Source organism: Phaeovulum vinaykumarii, from assembly GCF_900156695.1.
Taxonomy (GTDB): Bacteria; Pseudomonadota; Alphaproteobacteria; order Rhodobacterales; family Rhodobacteraceae; genus Bieblia_A; species Bieblia_A vinaykumarii.
The window spans coordinates 176,000-196,599 of record NZ_FTOM01000003.1 but is presented as its reverse complement, the minus strand read 5'-3'; the positions used below and the strand labels follow the sequence as shown (position 1 = coordinate 196,599).

General features: G+C 67.8%; 20 protein-coding genes. 17 read left to right on the top strand and 3 right to left on the bottom strand.

All coding sequences use genetic code 11. The features are described from left to right. Positions 1 to 87: 87 nt before the first annotated feature. The 3 genes from BW949_RS08980 to BW949_RS08970 form a co-directional block, all read right to left on the bottom strand. Positions 88 to 603, bottom strand: coding sequence for an alkylphosphonate utilization protein (locus BW949_RS08980; protein WP_076365278.1), 516 nt, complete (start codon positions 601 to 603; stop codon positions 88 to 90). Between the two features lie 140 nt (positions 604 to 743). Continuing rightward, positions 744 to 2,699, bottom strand: coding sequence for a DNA topoisomerase IV subunit B (gene parE / locus BW949_RS08975; RefSeq protein ID WP_076365275.1), 1,956 nt, complete (start codon positions 2,697 to 2,699; stop codon positions 744 to 746). Between the two features lie 250 nt (positions 2,700 to 2,949). Then, positions 2,950 to 3,609: a glutathione S-transferase family protein gene (locus tag BW949_RS08970; protein ID WP_076365273.1), complete on the bottom strand. Its 660-nt coding sequence runs from the start codon at positions 3,607 to 3,609 to the stop codon at positions 2,950 to 2,952. A 117-nt stretch (positions 3,610 to 3,726) separates the two neighbouring features. Here BW949_RS08970 and ppk2 point away from each other — a divergent pair, with 117 nt between their 5' ends. The 17 genes from ppk2 to BW949_RS08885 all read left to right on the top strand — a co-directional run bounded on the left by ppk2 (position 3,727) and on the right by BW949_RS08885 (position 20,359). Further along, entirely contained in the window at positions 3,727 to 4,794 is a 1,068-nt protein-coding gene (gene ppk2 / locus BW949_RS08965) for a polyphosphate kinase 2 (protein WP_083947678.1), read from the top strand. Positions 4,795 to 4,891: 97 nt separating this feature from the next. Further along, positions 4,892 to 5,485, top strand: a complete 594-nt coding sequence (locus tag BW949_RS08960; protein ID WP_076365271.1) for an SAM-dependent methyltransferase — start codon at positions 4,892 to 4,894, stop codon at positions 5,483 to 5,485. Positions 5,486 to 5,601: 116 nt separating this feature from the next. After that, positions 5,602 to 6,993, top strand: coding sequence for an MATE family efflux transporter (locus BW949_RS08955; RefSeq protein ID WP_076365269.1), 1,392 nt, complete (start codon positions 5,602 to 5,604; stop codon positions 6,991 to 6,993). Between the two features lie 283 nt (positions 6,994 to 7,276). Further along, positions 7,277 to 8,152: a nitrogenase iron protein gene (gene nifH, locus BW949_RS08950; RefSeq protein ID WP_076365267.1), complete on the top strand. Its 876-nt coding sequence runs from the start codon at positions 7,277 to 7,279 to the stop codon at positions 8,150 to 8,152. A 78-nt stretch (positions 8,153 to 8,230) separates the two neighbouring features. After that, the gene (gene nifD / locus BW949_RS08945) at positions 8,231 to 9,709 is read left to right on the top strand and encodes a nitrogenase molybdenum-iron protein alpha chain (RefSeq protein WP_076365265.1); all 1,479 of its coding nucleotides are present in this window, start codon (positions 8,231 to 8,233) and stop codon (positions 9,707 to 9,709) included. Positions 9,710 to 9,828: 119 nt separating this feature from the next. Continuing rightward, entirely contained in the window at positions 9,829 to 11,349 is a 1,521-nt protein-coding gene (gene nifK, locus BW949_RS08940) for a nitrogenase molybdenum-iron protein subunit beta (protein WP_076365263.1), read from the top strand. Between the two features lie 69 nt (positions 11,350 to 11,418). Next, a complete protein-coding gene (gene nifE, locus BW949_RS08935; protein WP_076365261.1) occupies positions 11,419 to 12,885 on the top strand; it encodes a nitrogenase iron-molybdenum cofactor biosynthesis protein NifE in 1,467 nt (488 codons plus the stop codon). A 1-nt stretch (position 12,886) separates the two neighbouring features. After that, positions 12,887 to 14,269, top strand: a complete 1,383-nt coding sequence (nifN, locus tag BW949_RS08930; RefSeq protein WP_076365259.1) for a nitrogenase iron-molybdenum cofactor biosynthesis protein NifN — start codon at positions 12,887 to 12,889, stop codon at positions 14,267 to 14,269. A gap of 13 nt (positions 14,270 to 14,282) precedes the next feature. Continuing rightward, complete coding sequence (nifX, locus tag BW949_RS08925) at positions 14,283 to 14,732, top strand: nitrogen fixation protein NifX (RefSeq protein ID WP_235816254.1); 450 nt, start codon at positions 14,283 to 14,285, stop codon at positions 14,730 to 14,732. Beyond that, on the top strand, positions 14,729 to 15,205 hold the full coding sequence (locus BW949_RS08920) for a NifX-associated nitrogen fixation protein (protein WP_076365255.1): 477 nt from the start codon (positions 14,729 to 14,731) through the stop codon (positions 15,203 to 15,205). The genes nifX and BW949_RS08920 overlap by 4 nt, the downstream gene beginning before the upstream one ends. Positions 15,206 to 15,308: 103 nt before the next feature. Continuing rightward, positions 15,309 to 15,611, top strand: a complete 303-nt coding sequence (gene fdxB, locus BW949_RS08915) for a ferredoxin III, nif-specific (RefSeq protein WP_076365253.1) — start codon at positions 15,309 to 15,311, stop codon at positions 15,609 to 15,611. Beyond that, on the top strand, positions 15,604 to 16,182 hold the full coding sequence (locus BW949_RS08910; protein WP_097177015.1) for a nitrogen fixation protein NifQ: 579 nt from the start codon (positions 15,604 to 15,606) through the stop codon (positions 16,180 to 16,182). Before fdxB ends, BW949_RS08910 begins: the two co-directional genes overlap by 8 nt. A gap of 190 nt (positions 16,183 to 16,372) precedes the next feature. Beyond that, on the top strand, positions 16,373 to 16,693 hold the full coding sequence (locus tag BW949_RS08905) for an iron-sulfur cluster assembly accessory protein (protein ID WP_076365249.1): 321 nt from the start codon (positions 16,373 to 16,375) through the stop codon (positions 16,691 to 16,693). A 14-nt stretch (positions 16,694 to 16,707) separates the two neighbouring features. Then, a complete protein-coding gene (locus tag BW949_RS08900; RefSeq protein ID WP_076365247.1) occupies positions 16,708 to 17,562 on the top strand; it encodes an iron-sulfur cluster assembly scaffold protein in 855 nt (284 codons plus the stop codon). 24 nt (positions 17,563 to 17,586) lie between these two features. Then, positions 17,587 to 18,768 (top strand): cysteine desulfurase NifS, encoded by a 1,182-nt coding sequence (gene nifS / locus BW949_RS08895; protein WP_076365245.1) that lies wholly within the window; start codon positions 17,587 to 17,589, stop codon positions 18,766 to 18,768. Further along, a complete protein-coding gene (gene nifV, locus BW949_RS08890; RefSeq protein WP_456238430.1) occupies positions 18,765 to 19,952 on the top strand; it encodes a homocitrate synthase in 1,188 nt (395 codons plus the stop codon). The genes nifS and nifV overlap by 4 nt, the downstream gene beginning before the upstream one ends. A gap of 44 nt (positions 19,953 to 19,996) precedes the next feature. Continuing rightward, positions 19,997 to 20,359, top strand: coding sequence for a nitrogenase-stabilizing/protective protein NifW (locus BW949_RS08885; RefSeq protein ID WP_076365242.1), 363 nt, complete (start codon positions 19,997 to 19,999; stop codon positions 20,357 to 20,359). Positions 20,360 to 20,600 lie beyond the last annotated feature (241 nt).

Sequence of the window (20,600 nt, the reverse complement as noted above, 5' to 3'; positions counted from 1 at the left end):
CGCCCCAACGCACCGCCCCAACACCGCGCCGCTACGGGCGTTGGGGCGGGGGCGGGCCTTCGGTGCGCCGGTCGCGGGCCGTCCTGCTCAGGCCTTCTTGACGAATTGCGTCAGGATGATGATGCGCTGGCCCTCGACCCGGCCCTCGATCTGGCCCTCGTTGTCGGGCACCAGCGAGATGTTGCGCACCGCCGTGCCGCGCTTGGCGGTGAAGCCCGCGCCCTTGACCGGCAGATCCTTGATCAGCGTCACCGTATCGCCCGCCGCCAGCACCGCGCCGTTGCTGTCGCGGTGCACGATCTCGGGGGCGGTGGTCAGGCCCGCCTCGGCCCAGTCCTGCACCTCGGGTTCCAGATAGGCGATATCCAGCAGATCGCGCGCCCAGGCGTCTTCGGGCAGCGCCTTGAGAATGCGCCAGGCCAGCACCTGCACCGCCGGGTCGGGGCTCCAGATCGCGTCGTTCAGGCAATGCCAATGCGGGTCGGATTGCGGCCCCTCGGTCACGCCGGTCAGGCAGGTCGGGCACAGCGCGACGGTCTCCTCGCGCGGGTGAACGGGGACGGGCCGGGCCTCGGCGGCAGAGCAGAGGGCGCATTCGGTCATGGGGATCTCCTGTCGTCGGGCTGCCCCCCCCCGATAGGTGTTCCGCGCGCGCCTGTCCATGCGCGCCTTGGTCTCGGGGGCGCGCATGCGGCGGGCGTCGCCCGCGCCGGGGGGGCAAGGGACGCCCGAGCGCAGGCGGATCAGACGTCGAGGTCTTCGACGAAGCGCGCGTTCGCCTGGATGTATTCGAAGCGCAGTTCGGGCTTCTTGCCCATCAGCCGTTCGACCAGATCGCCGGTCTCGCCCTGCTCGTCCTCGTCGATCGACACGCGGATCAGCTTGCGCGTGGCCGGGTTCATCGTGGTCTCGCGCAGATCCTTGGCGTCCATCTCGCCCAAGCCCTTGAAGCGCTGCACCTCGATCTTGCCCTTGCCGCCCAGCCCCTTTTCCATCCAGCGCGTCTTCTCGGCGTCATCCGAGACATAGAGCCGGCGCGCGCCCTGCGTCAGCCGATAGAGCGGCGGGCAGGCCAGATAGAGATGCCCGCGGTCGATCAGCGGCCGCATCTGGGTGAAGAAGAAGGTCATCAGCAAGGACGCGATATGCGCGCCGTCCACATCGGCGTCGGTCATGATGATGATCTTTTCATAGCGCAGATCATCGACGTTGAAACGCGTGCCCATGCCGACCCCCAGCGCCTGGCACAGGTCGTTGATCTCGGCGTTGCTGCCCAGCTTCGAGGAGGCCGCGCCCAGCACGTTCAGGATCTTGCCCCGCAGCGGCAGAAGCGCTTGCGTCGCGCGTTCGCGCGCCATCTTGGCCGAGCCGCCCGCGCTGTCGCCCTCGACGATGAACAGCTCGGTCCCCTCGCGGTTCGAGGCCGAGCAATCGACCAGCTTGCCCGGCAGGCGCAGCTTCTTGGTGGCCGACTTGCGCGCGGTTTCCTTCTCGGCGCGGCGGCGCAGGCGTTCCTCGGCGCGCAGCACCAGGAAATCCAGGATCGCCCCGGCGGATTTGGTGTCGGTGGCCAGCCAGGTGTCGAAATGGTCGCGCACCGCGCCCTCGACCAGCCGCGCGGCATCGGTCGTGGCCAGCCGGTCCTTGGTCTGGCCGACGAATTCGGGCTCGCGGATGAAGCACGACACCAGCGCCGAGCCGCCGGCCACCAGATCCTCGCGGGTGATCTGGGCGGCCTTGCGGTTGCCGATGCGCTCGCCGTGGGCGCGGATGCCCTTGAGGATCGCGGCCCAGAAGCCGGCCTCGTGGGTGCCGCCCTCGGGGGTGGGCACGGTGTTGCAATAGGACTGGATGAAGCCGTCGCGCGCGGGCGTCCAGTTGATCGCCCATTCGACCGAGCCCGGCACGCCGAATTTCTCGGGGAAGCCGACCTTGCCGGCGAAGGGGCGCTCGGCATAGGTGGTAGCGCCCTCGAGCACCTCGGACAGGTAATCGGCAAGCCCGCCGGGGAAGTGGAAGGTGGCCTCGAGCGGGGTGTCGCCGTCCTCGATCTCGGATTTCCAGCGGATCTCGACGCCCGAGAACAGATAGGCCTTGGAACGCACCATCTTGAGAAGCCGCGCCGGCCGGAAGCGGTGATGGCCGAAGATCTGTTCGTCGGCATGGAAGGTGACGGTGGTGCCGCGGCGGTTGGGGGCGGCGCCGACCTTCTGGACCGGGCCCTGCGGCACCCCGCGCGAGAAGCGCTGTTCGTAAAGCTCGCGGTTGCGCGCGACCTGCACCACCATGCTGTCGGAGAGCGCATTGACCACCGAGGCGCCGACGCCATGCAACCCCCCCGAGGTGGCATAGGCATCGCCCGAGAACTTGCCGCCCGCATGCAGCGTGCACAAGATCACCTCGAGCGCGGACTTGTCGGGAAACTTGGGGTGCGGGTCCACCGGGATGCCGCGGCCGTTGTCGCGCACGGTGACGGAATGATCCGCGGCCAGCTCGACCTCGATGCGGCTGGCATGGCCCGCGACGGCCTCGTCCATGGCGTTGTCGAGGATCTCGGCCACCATGTGATGCAGCGCGCGTTCGTCGGTGCCGCCGATATACATGCCCGGCCGCTTGCGCACCGGCTCGAGCCCCTCGAGCACCTCGATCGAGGAGGCGTCATAGCCGGTGGAGGCATCCGACAGAAGGTCACTCGGCATGGCGGGCCTTTCGCTGCGCGTTGGTCTTGGGGCCGCGGTCTCGTGGGGTCGCGGTCGTTCAGGGCCGGTGTCTTGTGCTGGCTTGCCCCGCAGATACCGCATCTTGGCGGGGCAGGGCAACCGTCCGGGCGCGCGCCGGGCGGGCGGCGCACGGGGGGCGGATCACCGGGGATGGATCACGGGGGGCAGGGTCACGGGGGGCAGGGTCACGGGGGGCAGGGTCACGCGGTTCAGGTTCATGGCGGGCGGGTCACTCGGGTTCGGCCAGCCGCATTTCCCACATGCGCGCGAAGGCCGGCCGGGCGTGACAGGCTGCAAGCCAGCGCGACACCGCCGGATAGGGCGCCAGCGCCGGCCCGTGCGCCTGGGCATAGCGCACCATCTCCGACAGGTTGATGTCGGCCACGGTGAAGCGCTCGCCCATCAGCCAGTCGCGGGTGGACAGATGCGACTCGAGCACCCGCAGCGGCCGTTCCAGCGCCGCCATCGCGCGGTCGATCCGGGCTGCGCCCTCAGGGGTGGCGTGGCTGTCGTCGCGGTAGGCAAACGAGATCTCGAGCGCCGGCCCCTCGATCGCGGTGGCGCCGTAAAGGCTCCATTGCGCGGCCAGCGCGTCTTCCTGCGGGGTCTCGGGGGCCAAGGGCCCGCCGAAGCGGCGCGCAAGATAGAGATTGATCGCCAGCGATTCCGTCAGCGTGAAGTCCCCGTCCTGCATCACCGGGACCGCGCCCTGGGGCGAGATGTCCAGAAACGCCGGGCTGCGGGTGTTCAGCGGCGCATCGGGCGCCAGGGGATCGGGCAGGCGATAGGCCTGGATCACCGGGACCAGCTGCCATTCGGCGCCCAGTTCCTCGAGCAGCCAGATGTTGCGCGTGGCCCGCGACCGGGCGACGCCAAGGATGCGGATCATGTGCTTCTCCCTCGGGGCGTTGTCGGTTTTGCAACATTTGCGTGACAGGGCTTGATGCGCGTCAACGCGTCTTGCGGCAGAATGTCCCATTCTGGGCGCATGTTGAAGGAGAAACCGATGGACGACCTGCCCCCCGCCGCCCCGCTTGGTTCTGCTGCGCCGCTTGCCGATGCTGTCCCGCTGGAAGAGGCCGCGCCCGTGGCCGATGCCACGCCCCTGCTCGAGGCCACGCCCTTGGCCGATGCCGCCCCCCTGGCCGATCCGGCCGCAGAGGCCCCCGCCCCCGCGGGGGAGGACGAAAGCGTGGGGCCGCGCGCCTTTCCCAAGGTGCCCAGGGACAAGCACGGCTTCGAGGCGCGCCGCCATCCCTATACCCGCCGCATGGGGCGCGTGGTCTACGAGGCCGAGAAGGCGCGCCTGCAATCGGAACTGCTGAAGGTGCAGCGCTGGGCGCAGGATACGGGGCAGAAATTCGTGATCCTGTTCGAAGGGCGCGACGCCGCCGGCAAGGGCGGCACGATCAAGCGCTTCATGGAGCATCTCAACCCCCGCTTCGCGCGTGTCGTCGCGCTCAACAAGCCCTCGGATGTCGAGCGCGGGCAATGGTTCTTCCAGCGCTACATCGAGCACCTGCCCACCGCCGGCGAGATGGTCTTCTATGACCGCTCCTGGTACAATCGCGCGGGCGTCGAGCGGGTGATGGGCTTCTGCTCGCCCACCGATTACCTGGAATTCATGCGCCAGACCCCCGAGCTGGAACGGATGTTCGTGCGCTCGGGCGTGCGGCTCTACAAATACTGGTTCTCGGTGTCACGCGCCGAACAGCGCCGCCGCTTCAAGGCCCGCGAGACCGACCCGCTCAAGCGCTGGAAACTGTCGCCCATCGACCTGGCCAGTCTGGATAAATGGGACGATTACACCGAGGCCAAGGAGGCGATGTTCTTCTATACCGACACCGCCGACGCGCCCTGGGTGATCGTGAAATCCGACGACAAGAAGCGCGCCCGCATCAATTGCATGCGCCATTTCCTGTCGACGATCGACTATCCCGACAAGGATCCCGAGATCGCCCAGGCCCCCGACCCGCTGATCGTGGGGCACGCAAGCCATGTCGTGCACAATTCCCAGCATATCCTGGGCACGGCCCTTCACCCCGGCCAGCGCCGCGCCCGTCCGGCATCCTGAGCCGGCCGCGCCGCCCCCTTGGCCGATCCCTGCGCGCCCCTTGCCGGGGGCGCCTTCGGCCCCTAGCTCTGTCTCGGGCAGGGATAAGGGGATTGCCATGTGGGACAAGCGCTTCGCCGGAGAGGATTATTTCTACGGCAAGGCCCCCGCGGCCTTTGTCGCGCGTAACGCGGGGCGCATTGCGCCGGGCGGGCGGGTGCTGAGCCTGGCCGAGGGCGAGGGGCGCAACGCCGTCCATCTGGCGGGGCTGGGCCTTGAGGTGCATGCGCTCGAGCGGTCGCCCGTGGCGCGGGCCAAGGCGCGCAAGCTGGCACAGGAATGCGGTGTGACGATCGCCCTCGAGGATGCGGATCTGACCGCCCATGACTGGCCCGAGGCCGCCTTCGACGCGGTGCTGGGCATCTTCATCCAGTTTTCCGCCCCCGATGACGGCGCGCGCATCCTGGCCGGCGCGGGCCGTGCGGTGCGTTCGGGCGGGCTGGTGCTGCTGCATGGTTTTGCGCGCCGGCAGGTCGATTACGGCACCGGCGGGCCGCCCGATGTCGCCAAGCTGTGGGATCTGGATCTGCTGCGCGCGGCCTTTCCCGGCTGGGCGGTCGAGGTCGCCGAGGATTACGACGCCGATCTGGGCGAGGGCCGCGGCCATGACGGCCGCGCGGCGTTGATCGATTTCGTGGCCCGCAAGCCCTGATCCGCGCGGGCCGATTTGCGCGGGCAGGGCGCGCGCGCCCTGATGGTGCGTCATGGCGCCCTTGCGGGGTGTTCGCAACGCTTGCCGCGGGGCTGGGGCGGGCTTAAGGCTCGGCCATGAGCACGCTTCCTGATCCTCTTGCCGGGCCGCGGACCCGGCCTGTGTCCTTCGCGGCGCATCTGCGCGCCACGATGGTGCTGGGCCTGCCCCTGATGGGCAGCCAGCTGGCGCAGATGTCGCTGCATGTCACCGACACGATCATGCTGGGCTGGTACGGGGTTGCGGAACTGGCCGCGGTGGTTCTGGGCGCGGCCATGCTCTTTGCGCTTTTCGTGCTGGGCTCGGGCTTCGGGGTGGCGGTGCTGGGGCGCGTGGCCGCGGCGCTGGGCCGTGAAGACGACACCCAGGTGCGCCGCGATGTGCGCATGGGGCTGTGGCTGTCGGCGATCTATGGCCTTCTGACCATGCCGGTGATGTGGTTTTCCGGCCCGATCCTGGTTGCCTGGGGGCAGGAACCGCGGATCGCCGAGCTGGCGCAGGACTATCTGCGCATTGCCGGCTGGGGCATGGTGCCTGCGCTCTTCATCATGGTGCTCAAGAGCTATCTGTCGGCCAACGAGCGCACGCAGATGGTGATGTGGGTCACGCTGGGGGGCGTTGTCGTCAACATCGCGCTGAACTGGGCGCTGATCTTCGGCCATTGGGGTGCGCCCGAACTGGGGCTGCGGGGGGCGGCCATTTCGTCGGTGGTGGTGCAGGCAACCGGGGCGTTGGCGCTGGCGCTCTATGCCGCCTGGCTGCCGGCGCTGCGCCGCTTTGCGCTATTTTCACGCTTCTGGCGCCCCGACCGTGAAGGCATGGCGATGCTGTTCCGGCTGGGGGTGCCGATCGGGATCACCGGTCTGGCCGAGGGTTTCATGTTCCAGGCCGCGGCGCTGATGATGGGCTGGATCGGCACGATCGAGCTGGCCGCGCATGGCATCGCGCTCGAGATCACGGCGATGGGCTTCATGTTGCACATGGGCTTGTCGGCGGCGGCCACGGTGCGGGTGGGGCGTGCCGACGGGCGGGGCGACGCGCGCGGGGTGATCGACGCAAGCCTGGCCGCCATCGTGCTGAGCCTTGCGCTCTGTGTCGTGCTGATCGGGATGCTGCTTTTGGTGCCGGGCTTCCTGGTGGGGCTGTTTCTGGACCTGTCGGCGCCCGAAAGCCCCGCGATTGTCGCCTTTGGCGTCAAGCTTCTGGTCGTGGCGGCGGCGTTTCAGGTCTTTGACGCGATGCAGGTCGTGGGGTTGGGCCTCTTGCGCGGGGTGCAGGACACCAACCGCCCGATGTGGCTGGCCACCTTTTCCTATTGGCTGGTGGGGATCCCCGCCAGCTATCTGCTGGCCTTTCCGCTGGGGCTGGGGGGCGTGGGTCTCTGGGTGGGGCTGGTGCTGGGGCTGGCGGCGGCCTCGGTGCTGCTGATGTGGCGCTTCTGGCGCCCCCGCCTGACTGTCCCCGCCTGACATTCGCGTCCGAAAGCGCCCCCCGAAAGTGCCTCCTGATCCCCGCCGTCTGACGGTCGGACACCCTACATATGGCCCTTTGGCGGCTTTTGTCGGCAAATTGTCGGGTTCGTCACATTTCCAGCACAGGCATGCCTTCCGGACCGCTTGGATTTAAAGCCATGAAATAAAACGATATTATAACTTCATTCAGACTTGGCACGCCCCTTGCTGAACAGGGTTTCGAGACCGGCGCGTCCGCGCTTCTCCCCAAACACGGACCCTGCAGCTTGAGGAATACATCATGGGCAAACTGAGACAGATCGCCTTCTACGGCAAAGGTGGCATCGGCAAGTCGACCACCTCGCAAAACACCCTGGCCGCTCTGGTCGAGATGGATCAGAAGATCCTGATCGTCGGCTGCGACCCCAAGGCGGACTCGACTCGTCTGATCCTGAACACCAAGCTTCAGGACACCGTGCTGCACCTGGCCGCCGAAGCCGGCTCGGTTGAAGATCTCGAGCTCGAAGACGTGATGAAGGTCGGCTACAAGGGCATCAAATGCACCGAAGCCGGTGGCCCGGAGCCGGGCGTCGGCTGCGCCGGCCGCGGCGTCATCACCGCCATCAACTTCCTGGAAGAAAACGGCGCCTATGACGACGTGGACTACGTGTCCTACGACGTTCTGGGCGACGTTGTGTGCGGCGGCTTCGCCATGCCGATCCGCGAGAACAAGGCCCAGGAAATCTACATCGTCATGTCGGGCGAGATGATGGCGCTCTATGCCGCCAACAACATCGCCAAGGGCATCCTGAAATATGCCAACTCGGGCGGTGTGCGTCTGGGCGGCCTGATCTGCAACGAGCGCAAGACCGATCGCGAGCTGGAGCTGGCCGAGGCGCTGGCCGAGAAGCTGGGCTGCAAGATGATCCACTTCGTGCCGCGCGACAATATCGTGCAACACGCCGAGCTGCGCCGCGAGACGGTCATCCAGTATGACCCGAACAGCAAGCAGGCCAACGAATACCGCGAGCTGGCCCGCAAGATCCACGAGAACTCGGGCAAGGGCGTCATCCCGACCCCGATCACCATGGAAGAGCTGGAGCAGATGCTGCTCGACTTCGGCATCATGCAATCCGAAGAGGACCGCCTGGCCGCCATCGCTGCCGCGGAATCCTGAGTTTCGAGGGCTGGCGCGCCGATCGCGCGCGCCAGCCGCCGCTTCCCCGATCGCTATCTCTCCCCGAAGGAGCCCTCGATGGCCAAAGACCTCAATGACGCCGATCAGAATGCCAAGCTGATCGAAGAAGTCCTGTCCGCCTATCCCGCGAAAGCCGCCAAGCGGCGCGCCCGCCACCTGAACGTGGCCCAGCCCGCCGAGGAAGGGGACACCGAGATCGTGTCGAAATGCGACACGGTGAAATCCAACATCAAGTCGCTGCCCGGCGTCATGACCATTCGCGGCTGCGCCTATGCCGGCTCGAAAGGCGTGGTCTGGGGCCCGGTCAAGGACATGGTCCACATCTCCCACGGTCCGGTGGGCTGCGGCCATTACTCGTGGTCGCAACGTCGCAACTACTACACCGGCACCACCGGCGTGGACAGCTTCGTGACGATGCAATTCACCTCGGACTTCCAGGAAAAGGACATCGTCTTCGGCGGTGACAAGAAGCTCGAGAAGATCATGGACGAGATCGCCGAGCTGTTCCCGCTCTCGAAAGGCGTCACCGTCCAGTCGGAATGCCCGATCGGCCTGATCGGCGACGACATCGAAGCCGTGGCCAAGAAGAAGAAGGCCGACATCGGCAAGACCATCGTGCCGGTTCGCTGCGAGGGCTTCCGCGGTGTGTCGCAGTCGCTGGGCCACCACATCGCCAACGACTGCATCCGTGACTGGGTGCTCGAGGCCGAAGGCGGCGAGGGCAAGAACCACGAGCCCGGCCCCTATGACGTGAACATCATCGGCGACTACAACATCGGTGGTGACGCCTGGTCGAGCCGCATCCTGCTTGAGGAAATCGGCCTCAACGTCATCGCGCAATGGTCGGGCGATGCCACCCTCTCGGAGATCGAACGCGCCCCGAAAGCCCGGCTGAACCTGATCCACTGCTACCGCTCGATGAACTACATCTGCCGCCACATGGAAGAGAAACACGGCGTGGCGTGGATGGAATACAACTTCTTCGGGCCGAGCCAGATCGCCGCCAGCCTGCGCGCCATCGCCGCCAAGTTCGACCAGACGATCCAGGACAATGCCGAGAAGGTCATCGCCAAGTATCAGCCGCTCGTCGATGCGGTGAAGGCGAAATACATGCCGCGTCTCGAAGGCAAGAAGGTCATGCTCTACGTCGGCGGCCTGCGCCCCCGTCACGTCGTGACCGCCTATCACGATCTGGGCATGGAAATCTGCGGCACCGGCTACGAATTCGCCCACGGCGACGACTACAAGCGCACCGGCGAATACATCAAGGAAGGCACGCTGATCTACGATGACGTGACCGGCTACGAGCTGGAGAAGTTCATCGAGAACATCCGTCCCGACCTGGTGGGCTCGGGCATCAAGGAAAAATACCCGACGCAGAAAATGGGTATTCCCTTCCGTCAGATGCACAGCTGGGACTACTCGGGCCCCTACCACGGCTATGACGGCTTCGCCATCTTCGCGCGCGACATGGATCTTGCGATCAACAACCCGGTCTGGGGTCTGTTCGACGCGCCCTGGAAAAAGTCGGCCTGATCACCGGCTTTTCGGGGGGGTGGCCTGCCCCTCGGGTTCGCCCCCCCGATCCCTCCCTTCCTCACGATACTTCTTGCGGCGCGTCTCGGAATGCGGACGGCCAGCGAAAGGAAACGAAGATGCCTCAATCGGCTGACAAGGTGCTCGACCACGCGGAACTGTTCCGGGAACCCGAGTACAAGGAAATGCTCGACAACAAGCGCGCGAAATTCGAGTGCGGCCATCCCTCGAACATGGTCACCGAGATCGCGGATTGGACCAAGTCGTGGGAATACCGCGAGAAGAACCTGGCGCGCGAAGCCCTGACGGTGAACCCCGCCAAGGCCTGCCAACCGCTGGGCGCCGTCTTCGCCGCGGCCGGCTATGAAGGCACGCTGAGCTTCGTGCACGGTTCGCAAGGCTGCGTGGCCTATTACCGCTCGCACCTGGCGCGCCACTTCAAGGAGCCGTCCTCGGCGGTGTCCTCGTCGATGACCGAAGACGCGGCCGTGTTTGGCGGCCTGAGCAACCTGGTCGACGGCCTGGCCAACGCCTATGCGCTCTATTCGCCCAAGATGATCGCCGTCTCGACCACCTGCATGGCCGAGGTCATCGGGGATGACCTCAACTCGTTCATCATCAAGGCCAAGGAAAAGGAAAGCGTGCCGGAAGACTTCCCGGTGCCCTTCGCCCACACCCCGGCCTTCGTCGGCAGCCATGTCGACGGCTACGACAACATGCAAAAGGGCATCCTGTCGAACTTCTGGAAAGGCGCCGAGCGCACGCCGGGCGAAGGCATCAACATCATTCCGGGCTTTGACGGCTTTGCGGTCGGCAACATCCGCGAACTCAAGCGCATGCTGGGCCTGATGGGCGTCGAAGCCACCATCCTGTCGGATGTGTCGGACGTCTACGACACCCCCTCGGACGGTGAATTCCGCATGTATGCGGGCGGCACCACGATCGACGAGATCAAGGAAGGCCTGAACGCCAGGACCACGATCTCGATGCAGGAATATTGCTCGAAGAAAACCCTCGAGTTCTGCGAGGAAGTCGGTCAGGAAACCGCCTCCTTCAACTACCCGCTGGGCGTGAAGGGCACCGACGAGTTCCTGATGAAGATCGCCGAGGTTGCCGGCGTCGAGATCCCGGAATCGCTGCGTCTCGAGCGTGGCCGCCTGGTCGACGCGCTGGCCGACAGCCAAGCCTATCTGCACGGCAAGACCTACGCCATCTACGGTGACCCGGACTTCGTGCTGGCCATGGCGCAATTCGTCATGGAAATGGGCGGCGAGCCCAAGCACTGCCTGGCCACCAACGGCTCCAAAGCCTGGGCCAAGAAGACGGAAGAGCTGCTGGCGTCGTCGCCCTTCGGGCAGGGCTGCCAGGTCTGGGCCGGCAAGGATCTGTGGCACCTGCGCTCGATCCTGGCGACCGAGCCGGCGGATATGCTGATCGGCAACAGCTACGGCAAGTATCTGGAAAAGGATCTGGGGATCCCGCTGATCCGCCTGAACTTCCCGATCTTCGACCGTCACCACCACCACCGCTTCCCGATCTTCGGCTATCAGGGCGCGATCTCGGTCGTGGTCAAGATCCTCGACACGATCTTCGACAAGCTCGACACCGAGGCAGACATCTCCTTCGACCTCACCCGCTGAGGACGTCGGCGGCCGGCCCCACAGCGGGGCCGGCCTTCTCAATTTCCATCAAGGCTTGAGGGGGCCACGATGAGCGAAGCGTTGAAAAATCAGGTCGCGGCGGTTCTGAACGAACCGGCCTGCGCCACGAACCGGTCCAAGGACGATGCCGCCCGCAAGAAGGGCTGCACCAAGCAGCTGACGCCCGGTGCCGCGGCGGGGGGCTGTGCCTTCGACGGGGCCATGATCGCGCTTCAGCCCGTCACCGATGTGGCCCATCTGGTCCATGCGCCGCTGGCCTGCTGGGGCAACGGCTATGACAACCGCGGCTCGGCCTCGTCGGGTTCGGATCTCTACCGCACCGGCTTCACCACCGACCTGAGCGAGCTGGAAATCGTGATGGGGCAGGGCGAGAAGAAGCTCTTCCGTGCCATCCGCGAAGTCATCGAACAGCAATCCCCCGCCGCCGTCTTCGTCTATTCGACCTGCACCACCGCCCTTGTGGGCGACGATATCGTGCCGGTCTGCAAGGCCGCCGCGGAACGTTTCGGCACCCCCGTGATCCCGATCGACGTGCCCGGCTATGTCGGCTCGAAGAACCTGGGCAACAAGCTCGCGGGCGAGGCGCTCTTCAAATATGTCGTCGGCACGATGGAGCCCGAGGTCTCGACGCCCTACGACATCAACATCATCGGCGATTTCAACCTGTCGGGCGAATTGTGGCAGGTCAAGCCGCTCCTCGACAAGCTGGGCATCCGCATCCTGGGCTCGGTCGCGGGCGACGCGCGCTATGCGCAGATCGCCAAGATGCACCGCGCCCGCGTGACCATGCTGGTCTGCTCGAAGGCGCTGATCAACATGGCGCGCCGTCTTGAGGAAACCTATGGCATCCCGTTCTTCGAGGGCTCGTTCTACGGCATCTCGGACACCTCCGCGGCGATCCGCACGCTGTGCGCGATGCTGGTCGAGCGCGGCGCGCCGGCCGATCTGATCGACCGGGCCGAGGCGCTGATCGCCGAGGAAGAGGCCTGCGCCCGCGCCGCACTCGAGCCGTTCCGCCCGCGCGTGGCCGGCAAGCGCGTGCTGCTCTACACCGGCGGGCACAAGAGCTGGTCGGTCGTCTCGGCGCTGCAGGAGCTGGGCATGGAGGTGGTCGGCACCTCGGTGCGCAAGGCCACCGAGGAAGACAAGACCCGCATCGCCGAGATCATGGGCACCGAAGCCCACATGTTCGAGAACATGGCCCCGCGCGACATGTATGCCGCGCTGCGCGCCGCGCGTGCCGATGTGCTGATGTCGGGGGGGCGTTCGCAGTTCGTGGCGCTGAAGGCGCGCGTGCCGTGGGTCGACGTGAACCAGGAAAAGCATGAACCCTACGCGGGTTACATGGGCATGGTGAACCTGCTCGACGCGATCGACCGGGCCATCAACAACCCGCTCTGGGCCGATCTGCGCACGCCCGCGCCCTGGGATGCGCCGCCCGCACCGGCCGCCCCCGTGACCCCGCTCGATCTGTCGGCCATGGCCGGCACCCGCGCCGATTTCGAGGATTGCTGACATGACCCGGATCACCCATCCCGACCGCGCGCTGTCCACCAATCCGCTCAAGGTCTCGGCGCCCTTGGGCGCGGCCATGGCCTATCTGGGCATCGAAAGGGCGATTCCGCTCTTTCACGGGGCGCAGGGCTGCACCGCCTTTGCGATGGTGCATCTGGTGCGCCACTTCAAGGAGGCGATCCCCCTCCAGACCACCGCGATGAACGAGGTTTCGGCGATCCTGGGCGGCGGCGAGCAGATCGAGGAAGCCATCGAGAACCTGCGCAAGCGCGCCAATCCGCGCTTCATCGGCATCGCCTCGACCGCGCTGACCGAAACCCGCGGCGAGGATGTCGCCGGCGAATTGCGCGCCATGCTGGCCCGGCGCGAGGATTTCGCCGATACCCGCGTGGTCTATGCCGCAACCCCCGACTTCCACGGCGGCCTCGAGGAGGGCTGGGCCCGCGCCGTCGAGGCGATCATCGACGCGATGGTCCCCGAGACCGCCGCCGGCCCGCGGCTGCCGGCCCAGGTCAACCTGCTGCCCGGCAGCCATCTGACCCCGGCCGAGGTCGAGGCCATCGCCGATCTGGTGCGTGCCTTCGGTCTGGACCCGATCGTGCTGCCGGATCTGACGGATTCGCTTGACGGGCATCTGGCCGAGGATTGGTCGGGCTGTTCGCTGGGCGGCACGCCGCTCGCGCGCATCCCGCTGATGGCGCAATCGGGCGCCACCATCGCCATCGGCGAGGCCATGCGCCCCGCCGCGGAACGTCTGGCCAGGCGCGGCGGGGCGGCCCATGTGCTGCAAACGCCGATCGGGCTGCGCGCGACCGACGCCTTTGTCGCTGCGCTGATGGAGATCGCGGGCACGCGCGATGTGCCCGCGCGCCTCAAGCGCGACCGTGCGCGCCTTCAGGATGCCTGTCTGGATGCGCATTTCCACACCGCCGGCCTCAAGGTCGCGCTGGGGGCCGAGCCCGATCTGGCCGCGGCGCTGGGGCAGGCGATGGTGGCTATGGGCGCGCAGATCGTGGCCGCCGTCTCGACCACCTCGACCGCGGCCACGGCGCAGATCCCGGCTGAACAGGTGCTTCTGGGCGATCTGGGCGATCTGGAACGCCTCATCCCCGAGACCGGCGCCAAGATGCTGATCACCCATGCGCAGGGCCGGATGATGGCCGAGCGGCTGCATGTGGCGCATCTGCGCGCGGGCTTCCCCATCTTCGACCGTCTGGGCGCGCAGGATGTCTGCCGCGTGCTCTATGCCGGGTCGCGCGCCTTCTATTACGAGGTCGCCAACCTGGTCCTGTCGCATCCCCATCGTCCTGCGCCCGAGGATTTCGGCGCGCTGCCCATCGACGAGGAGTTCACCCATGCCCCCGCGCCGTCTGCGCGTCATTGAAGCGGAGTCCCCCATGTCCGAGACCGACGATCCCGCCCTGCGTGTCGCCATTGCGACCAACGACCTGGAAAACCTGAACGCCCATTTCGGATCGGCGCGCAACTTCGCCATCTACGAAGTGTCGGCCAGCGCCGCGCGCCTGCTTGAGGTGGTGGCCTTCGACAGCCCCACCGCCCAGAGCGCCCGGCATGACGACGAGGTCGACCGCATCGGCCCCAAGATCGAGGCGCTCGAGGGGGCCGCGCTGATGTTCGTGCTGGCCATCGGCGGGCCGTCGGCCGCGCGGGTCGTGCGCGCCGGCGTCCATCCGATCAAGCGCAAGGAGCCCGAACCGATCTCGGCCGTGATCGAGCAGGTCCAGACCATGCTCAAGGGCAACCCGCCGCCCTTCCTGCGCAAGGCGCTGGGGATGAAGCGGTCGGATTTCCTGGATGACCTGATCAGCGAGGAGAGCGAGGCATGAGCGACACCGCGACCGAAACCGCCCCGCGCGGCGGCGCCTGGCCTGACAGCCCCTTCCTGCGCCAGCTGGCCGCGGTGGTCCGGGCCGAGGACGCCTATGGCAACTGGGAAGGCAAGCCGGATTCCGAGCTTCTGGCCGAATATATCCTGACCGCCGAGGAGCGCCGCGAGATCCCGATCATCGGCGATCCCGACCCCGAGGTGATCTGGCGTATCGAGAAATTCTATACCGCCATCGGGCTGATGCTGGAACGCCAGACCGGCTGCATGGCCGCGCCGATCGCCAAGTTCAACCACGAGGGCTGGGGCCGCATCGTGCTGATCGCGGGCCGTCTGGTCGTGATCTCGAAGCATCTGCGCGACATCCACCGCTTCGGCTTCGAGACCTGGGAGAAACTGGCCGAGGCCGGCGACAAGATGCTGGCCGATGCCAATGACATGACCGAGCGCTTCCCCGAAGCCGCGCGGATGTGACCCCAACTCGGGCGGCGTCCGCCCGAAGATCGACCCTGAGCGGCGCCCGCCGCCCCATGACGCCAACCCCGGCCCGACCGGGGACCAGCCAGAAGGACAAGACATGCGCACCTATCTCACCCGCGGCGGCCAGGAATTTGTCCCCGCCTTCCTGTCGGAGATCGACGCCGAGAAATGCATCGGCTGCGGGCGCTGCTACAAGGTCTGCGCGCGCGACGTGATGACCCTGAAGGGCGTGACCGAAGATGACGACATCGTGGACATCGACCCCGATGACGACGATGACGACGACGAGATCGTGCGCAAGATCATGGTCATGTCGAATGCCGACGATTGCATCGGCTGCGGGGCGTGCAACCGCGTCTGCCCCAAGGATTGCCAGACCTTCGAGCAGCTCGATGCCTGAGCCTGCGGCCCCCGATCCAGCTGCGGCGGCCGCTGCCGGGGCTGGCGCGCCCTTGAACCCCTATGCGGCCGATCCGGCGGCCGATGCTGCCGATCTGGCTGCGATCGTGGCGCATGCGCGCGCCACGATGGAGCCCGAGGGGCTGGCCGCGGCGCTGGGGCTGGCGCCGGCGCGGCTGGAACGGCTGGCCGTGCGCTGGGGGCTCGATCTGCCCGACACCGGGCCGGGCGCCGGCGCGCCCCCCGCCGAGGAGGCGCATTCGATCGCGCTTCTCCTGATGTGGCGCGGCGGGCTGATGGGCGAGGACACCGATGCGATCGCGCAGATCCTGGCGCGTCGCGCGCAGGAGCCGCGGCACCTGTGGGAAGATCTCGGCCTGCCCGACCGGGCCCGGCTGGGCCGTCTGATCGCCCGGCATTTCCCGCGCCTGCACGCGGCCAATGTCAACAACATGCGCTGGAAGCGGTTCTTCTATCGCCAGATCTGCGGCACCGGCGCGGCCCGGCTTTGCCCCGCGCCCAATTGCGAGGCCTGCCCCGAGAAGACGGCCTGCTTCGCCCCGGACGCCTGATCCGGCGGGCGGTGTCGCAAACCCGTCACTCGCCTCCATGTGATGGTCGATAGCCGACAACGCCGCGACCTTCTGCCACCAGACCCCCGAAGCCCCGCGCTTCGGGGGTTTGATTTCGTTAAACAATCATGACTTGGCATGGAGCGTGCTAAACTTCTGGCAGACCCCCTGTCGGTTAAGGAGTAGCCCGATGCTGACCCTCACCCCCGCCGCTTGTGATGCCATCCGCAGCGCCATCGAAGGCGCCGGCCAGCCTGTCGCCGGCCTGCGCGTCATGGTTCAGGAAGGCGGTTGCGCCGGCCTGAAATATGGCATGGCGCTGGAACTGGAAGCCGCCACCGATGATGCCGTGATCGAGGCCTCGGGCGTCACCGTCCTGGTTGACCCCGCCAGCCGTGACTGGCTGACCGGCGCCACCATCGACTTCGTGACCTCGGTCGAAGGCTCGGGCTTCGTCTTCGACAACCCGAATGCCAAGGGCGGCTGCGGCTGCGGCAAATCCTTCTGCTGAAAGGGGGCAGGGCCATGCAGGATTTCTCGGACACGCTGCGCGATCACTTCTTCAACCCCCGCAATGTCGGCACGCTGGACGGCGCCAATGCCGTGGGCGAGGCCGGCTCGATCGAGGCCGGCGCGATGCTGCGGCTGATGTTGCGCGTCGATCCGCAGACCCGCCGGATCGAGGACGCCCGCTTCCAGAGCTTTGGCGGCGGTGCGGTGATCGCCTCGGGCTCGGCGCTGACCGAACTGGTCGCGGGGCGCACCGTGGACGAGGCGCGGGCCCTGACCGAAGACGATATCGACAGGGCCCTGGGCGGGCTGCCCGAGACCCGGCGCGCGGTCTGTGCGCAGGGCCGCGCCGCGCTTGACGCCGCGCTGGCCGATTTCGGGCCCGTGCGCACCGAAGCCGCCGCCATGCCCGACCCCGCCATGCCCGCCCCCGACCGCCAGCCGCCGGCCTATCGCGCGGCCCTGGCCCGTGCGCAGGGCAAGCCGCGGCAGATGCCGAGCGGCATCCCGATGCCCGCCGCCTGGGCCGAGAAGGGGGCCGAGAAGGGGGGCGCGTCGCAACCGACCGCGACCGCCGAGAACCCCGCCGCCTGCCGGAGCCCCGGCGCCGATGACGCGCGCATCCTGCCCGCGACCGAGGCCCAGGAGGCCATCGCCGTCGCCCGCATCATCGAGGAAATGCGCCCGACCTTCCGCGCTGATGGCGGCGATGTCGAGCTGGTCGATTTCACCGGCAACCGCGTCGAGGTGCATCTGTCGGGCGCCTGTGCGGGCTGCCAGCTGGCCTCGATGACGCTGGCCGGCCTTCAGGCGCGCATCATCAAGACGCTGGGTCGCGCGGTGCGCATCGTGCCCGTGGGCAAGAACTGAACGAAACGAAAGGGAGACGGGGCGATGGAGCGCATCTATCTCGATGCCAATGCGACCACCCCGCTTGCGCCCGCGGCGCTGGCGGCGATGATGCCCTATTTCTCCGAGCATTTCGGCAATCCGTCCTCGCAGCATGCCTTCGGGTCTGCTCCTGCGAAGGCGCTGCGCCGGGCGCGGGGACAGGTCGCGGCCCTTCTGGGCGCTGCGCGCGAGGACGAGATCCTGTTCACCTCGGGCGGGACCGAGGCCAATGCCACCGCCATCCGCGCGGCGCTGGCGGCCGATCCGAACCGGCGCGAGATCATCACCTCGACGGTCGAGCATCCGGCGGTCCTGGCCTGTGTCGATGCGCTCGAGCGTGACGAGGGCGTGATCGTGCACCGGATCGGCGTCGATGCCGAGGGGCGGCTCGATCTGGACGCCTATCGCGCCGCGCTCTCCGAGGATGTGGCCCTGGTCACGCTGATGTGGGCCAACAACGAAAGCGGCACGATCTTCCCGATCGAGGGGCTGGCCGAATGGGCCCATGAGGTCGGCGCGCTCTTTCACACCGATGCGGTGCAGGCGGCGGGCAAGCTGCCGCTGGATCTGGCCGCGGCCGGGGTCGACATGGCTTCGGTCAGCGCCCACAAGATCCACGGGCCCAAGGGGGTGGGCGCGCTCTACATCCGCCACGGCACCCGTTTCGCGCCGCTGATCTGGGGCGGCAAGCAGGAGCGCGGCCGCCGCGCGGGCACCGAGAATATCCCCGGTATCGTGGGCTTTGGCGCCGCTGCCGAGATGGCCGATCCGGCCGGGGCCGCGCAGCTTGCCGCGCTGCGTGACCATCTCGAGACCGAGATCACGAAGGCCGTGCCGAAGGTGCGCGTGCTGGGCGACCGGCGCGACCGGCTGCCCAACACCTCGCTGATGGCGTTCGAATTCGTCGAGGCCGAGGCGGTGCTGATGATGCTCGACCGCGCCGGGATCGCGGCCTCGTCGGGCTCGGCCTGTTCGTCGGGCATGATCGAGCCCAGCCATGTCCTGCGCGCGATGGATGTGCCCTTTACCGCCGCGCATGGCGCGATCCGCATCTCGCTGACGCGCGAGACCACGCGCGCCCAGATCGACCGGGTGATCGCCGAACTGCCCCCCGTCGTGGCGCGCCTGCGCGAGATGTCGCCCTTCTGGACGCAGGTCGTCGAACAGGGGGAGGCGGTGTCGTGAACGCGCTTTCTCCCGCGATGGATGTCTTTTCGCCCTCGGGGCCGGCGCCGGTCCTGTGCGACACCACCTTGCGCGACGGCGAACAGACCGCCGGCGTCGTCTTTGACCTGGCCGAACGCTGCGCCATTGCCTCGGCGCTCGATGCCGCGGGCGTGGCCGAGATCGAGCTGGGCGTCGCCGCGATGGGTGCCGCCGAGATCGGCGCCATCCGCCAGATCGCCCGCGGTCTGGTCGCGGCCAGCCCCCTGGTCTGGGCCCGCGCCCGCGCCGAGGATATCGCCGCCGCGCATCAGACCGGCGTGCGCCGGGTGCATGTGGCGGTGCCGCTTTCGCCCTGCCATCTGGCCGGCAAGCTGCGCGTCGATGCCGATTGGGCCCGCACCCAGGTCCGCCAGCTGGTGAGCCTGGCCACCGGCATGGGGCTTGCGGTCTCGGTCGGCGCCGAGGACGGCTCGCGCACCGATCCCGCCTTCGTGGCCGAGATCGCCACCATCGCCGCCGAGGCCGGCGCGATCCGCTTCCGGCTGGCCGATACGCTAGGGGTGCTGGATCCCTTTGCCGCGCATGATCTGGTGCGCCGGCTGGTGGCCACGCAGCCGCTGCCGATCGAATTTCACGCCCATAACGACCTGGGCCTGGCCACGGCCAACACGCTGGCCGCCGCGCGTGCGGGCGCAAGCCATCTGTCGGTGACGGTGGGGGGGCTGGGTGAACGCGCCGGCAATGCCGCGCTCGAGGAAGTGGCCGCGGTCCTGGCCGCGCAGGGCCGGCCCACCGGCGTCGGGCTGGATCGTCTGGTGCCGCTGGCCGAGATGGTGGCCCGTGCTGCCGGCCGCCCCGTGCCCGCGGCCAAGCCCATCGTCGGGCCGGCGGTCTTCTCGCACGAGTCCGGCATCCATGTGGACGGGCTGCTGAAGGACCGCACCACCTACGAATCCGCCGGCCTGCGCCCCGAGGTCTTTGGCCGCGCGCACCGGCTGGTGCTGGGCAAGCATTCGGGGCTGGCGGGCGTGGTCCACGCCCTGCGCGAAGCGGGGCTGCGCCACGACGACGCCTTTGCCCGCGCGCTGTTGCCGATGGTGCGCGCCGAGGCCGAGCGCCTCAAGCGCGCGCTCGAACCCGCCGACCTGATCCGCCTGGCGCGGGGGCTCTGCCCCGGTGCGCAGGGCGTCGCCCAGTCCTGACGCCGTTTTCAACATTGCAGAACCCCGAACCCGGAGACACCGCCATGACCGCCACATCCGCCACCCCGCAAGCCTCGGTTCTGGACGACATCGCGCGTCTGTCCTCGGCCGAGGAGATCTTCACCTTCCTGCTGCTGCCCTTCCGTCAGGACGTGCTGAATGTGGCGCGGCTGCATATCATGAAGGCCTTTGGCCAGAAGCTGCGCAAGATCGACATCGACACGATGGATGCCGACGGCGCCTTCCTGGCCGCGCGCGAGGCGCTCAAGGAAACCTACGAACAATTCGAAAGCTCCAGCCCGCGCGAACAGGGCGTGCTGGCGGTGTTCTCGCGCACCGCGCCCAAGGGGGGCAATTTCGTGCCCTTCACCGCGCTGCGCGGTCCCAAGGCCGATCCGGCGGGGTGAACCGGTGGGGCGGGTCCGGGCCGTCGGGGTCCGGGCCCGCACGGGCCTTCCTGCGTCCTGGGCCGCCTTTGCCTTGGCCGCCTTTGCCTTGGGCGTTGGGCTGCTGAAATGAAAGGCAGTTCCCCACGGGCTGCGCGGCGGTTTGCGCAGGCCCCGGCGCCCGTGGCGGGCGGGGGCGGGCCTCGGCGCGGCGGTGCTCAGGCGGGGTTCTGTCGGTCGGATTTTCAGGGAAGCTCTTTCA

Excerpts from the sequence above, each read along its gene's own strand:
- BW949_RS08980 (WP_076365278.1), bottom strand. The coding sequence starts at position 603 with ATGACCGAATGCGCCCTCTGCTCTGCCGCCGAGGCCCGGCCCGTCCCC.
- parE (WP_076365275.1), bottom strand. The coding sequence starts at position 2,699 with ATGCCGAGTGACCTTCTGTCGGATGCCTCCACCGGCTATGACGCCTCC.
- BW949_RS08970 (WP_076365273.1), bottom strand. The coding sequence starts at position 3,609 with ATGATCCGCATCCTTGGCGTCGCCCGGTCGCGGGCCACGCGCAACATC.
- ppk2 (WP_083947678.1), top strand. The coding sequence starts at position 3,727 with ATGGACGACCTGCCCCCCGCCGCCCCGCTTGGTTCTGCTGCGCCGCTT.
- BW949_RS08960 (WP_076365271.1), top strand. The coding sequence starts at position 4,892 with ATGTGGGACAAGCGCTTCGCCGGAGAGGATTATTTCTACGGCAAGGCC.
- BW949_RS08955 (WP_076365269.1), top strand. The coding sequence starts at position 5,602 with ATGAGCACGCTTCCTGATCCTCTTGCCGGGCCGCGGACCCGGCCTGTG.
- nifH (WP_076365267.1), top strand. The coding sequence starts at position 7,277 with ATGGGCAAACTGAGACAGATCGCCTTCTACGGCAAAGGTGGCATCGGC.
- nifD (WP_076365265.1), top strand. The coding sequence starts at position 8,231 with ATGGCCAAAGACCTCAATGACGCCGATCAGAATGCCAAGCTGATCGAA.
- nifK (WP_076365263.1), top strand. The coding sequence starts at position 9,829 with ATGCCTCAATCGGCTGACAAGGTGCTCGACCACGCGGAACTGTTCCGG.
- nifE (WP_076365261.1), top strand. The coding sequence starts at position 11,419 with ATGAGCGAAGCGTTGAAAAATCAGGTCGCGGCGGTTCTGAACGAACCG.
- nifN (WP_076365259.1), top strand. The coding sequence starts at position 12,887 with ATGACCCGGATCACCCATCCCGACCGCGCGCTGTCCACCAATCCGCTC.
- nifX (WP_235816254.1), top strand. The coding sequence starts at position 14,283 with ATGTCCGAGACCGACGATCCCGCCCTGCGTGTCGCCATTGCGACCAAC.
- BW949_RS08920 (WP_076365255.1), top strand. The coding sequence starts at position 14,729 with ATGAGCGACACCGCGACCGAAACCGCCCCGCGCGGCGGCGCCTGGCCT.
- fdxB (WP_076365253.1), top strand. The coding sequence starts at position 15,309 with ATGCGCACCTATCTCACCCGCGGCGGCCAGGAATTTGTCCCCGCCTTC.
- BW949_RS08910 (WP_097177015.1), top strand. The coding sequence starts at position 15,604 with ATGCCTGAGCCTGCGGCCCCCGATCCAGCTGCGGCGGCCGCTGCCGGG.
- BW949_RS08905 (WP_076365249.1), top strand. The coding sequence starts at position 16,373 with ATGCTGACCCTCACCCCCGCCGCTTGTGATGCCATCCGCAGCGCCATC.
- BW949_RS08900 (WP_076365247.1), top strand. The coding sequence starts at position 16,708 with ATGCAGGATTTCTCGGACACGCTGCGCGATCACTTCTTCAACCCCCGC.
- nifS (WP_076365245.1), top strand. The coding sequence starts at position 17,587 with ATGGAGCGCATCTATCTCGATGCCAATGCGACCACCCCGCTTGCGCCC.
- BW949_RS08885 (WP_076365242.1), top strand. The coding sequence starts at position 19,997 with ATGACCGCCACATCCGCCACCCCGCAAGCCTCGGTTCTGGACGACATC.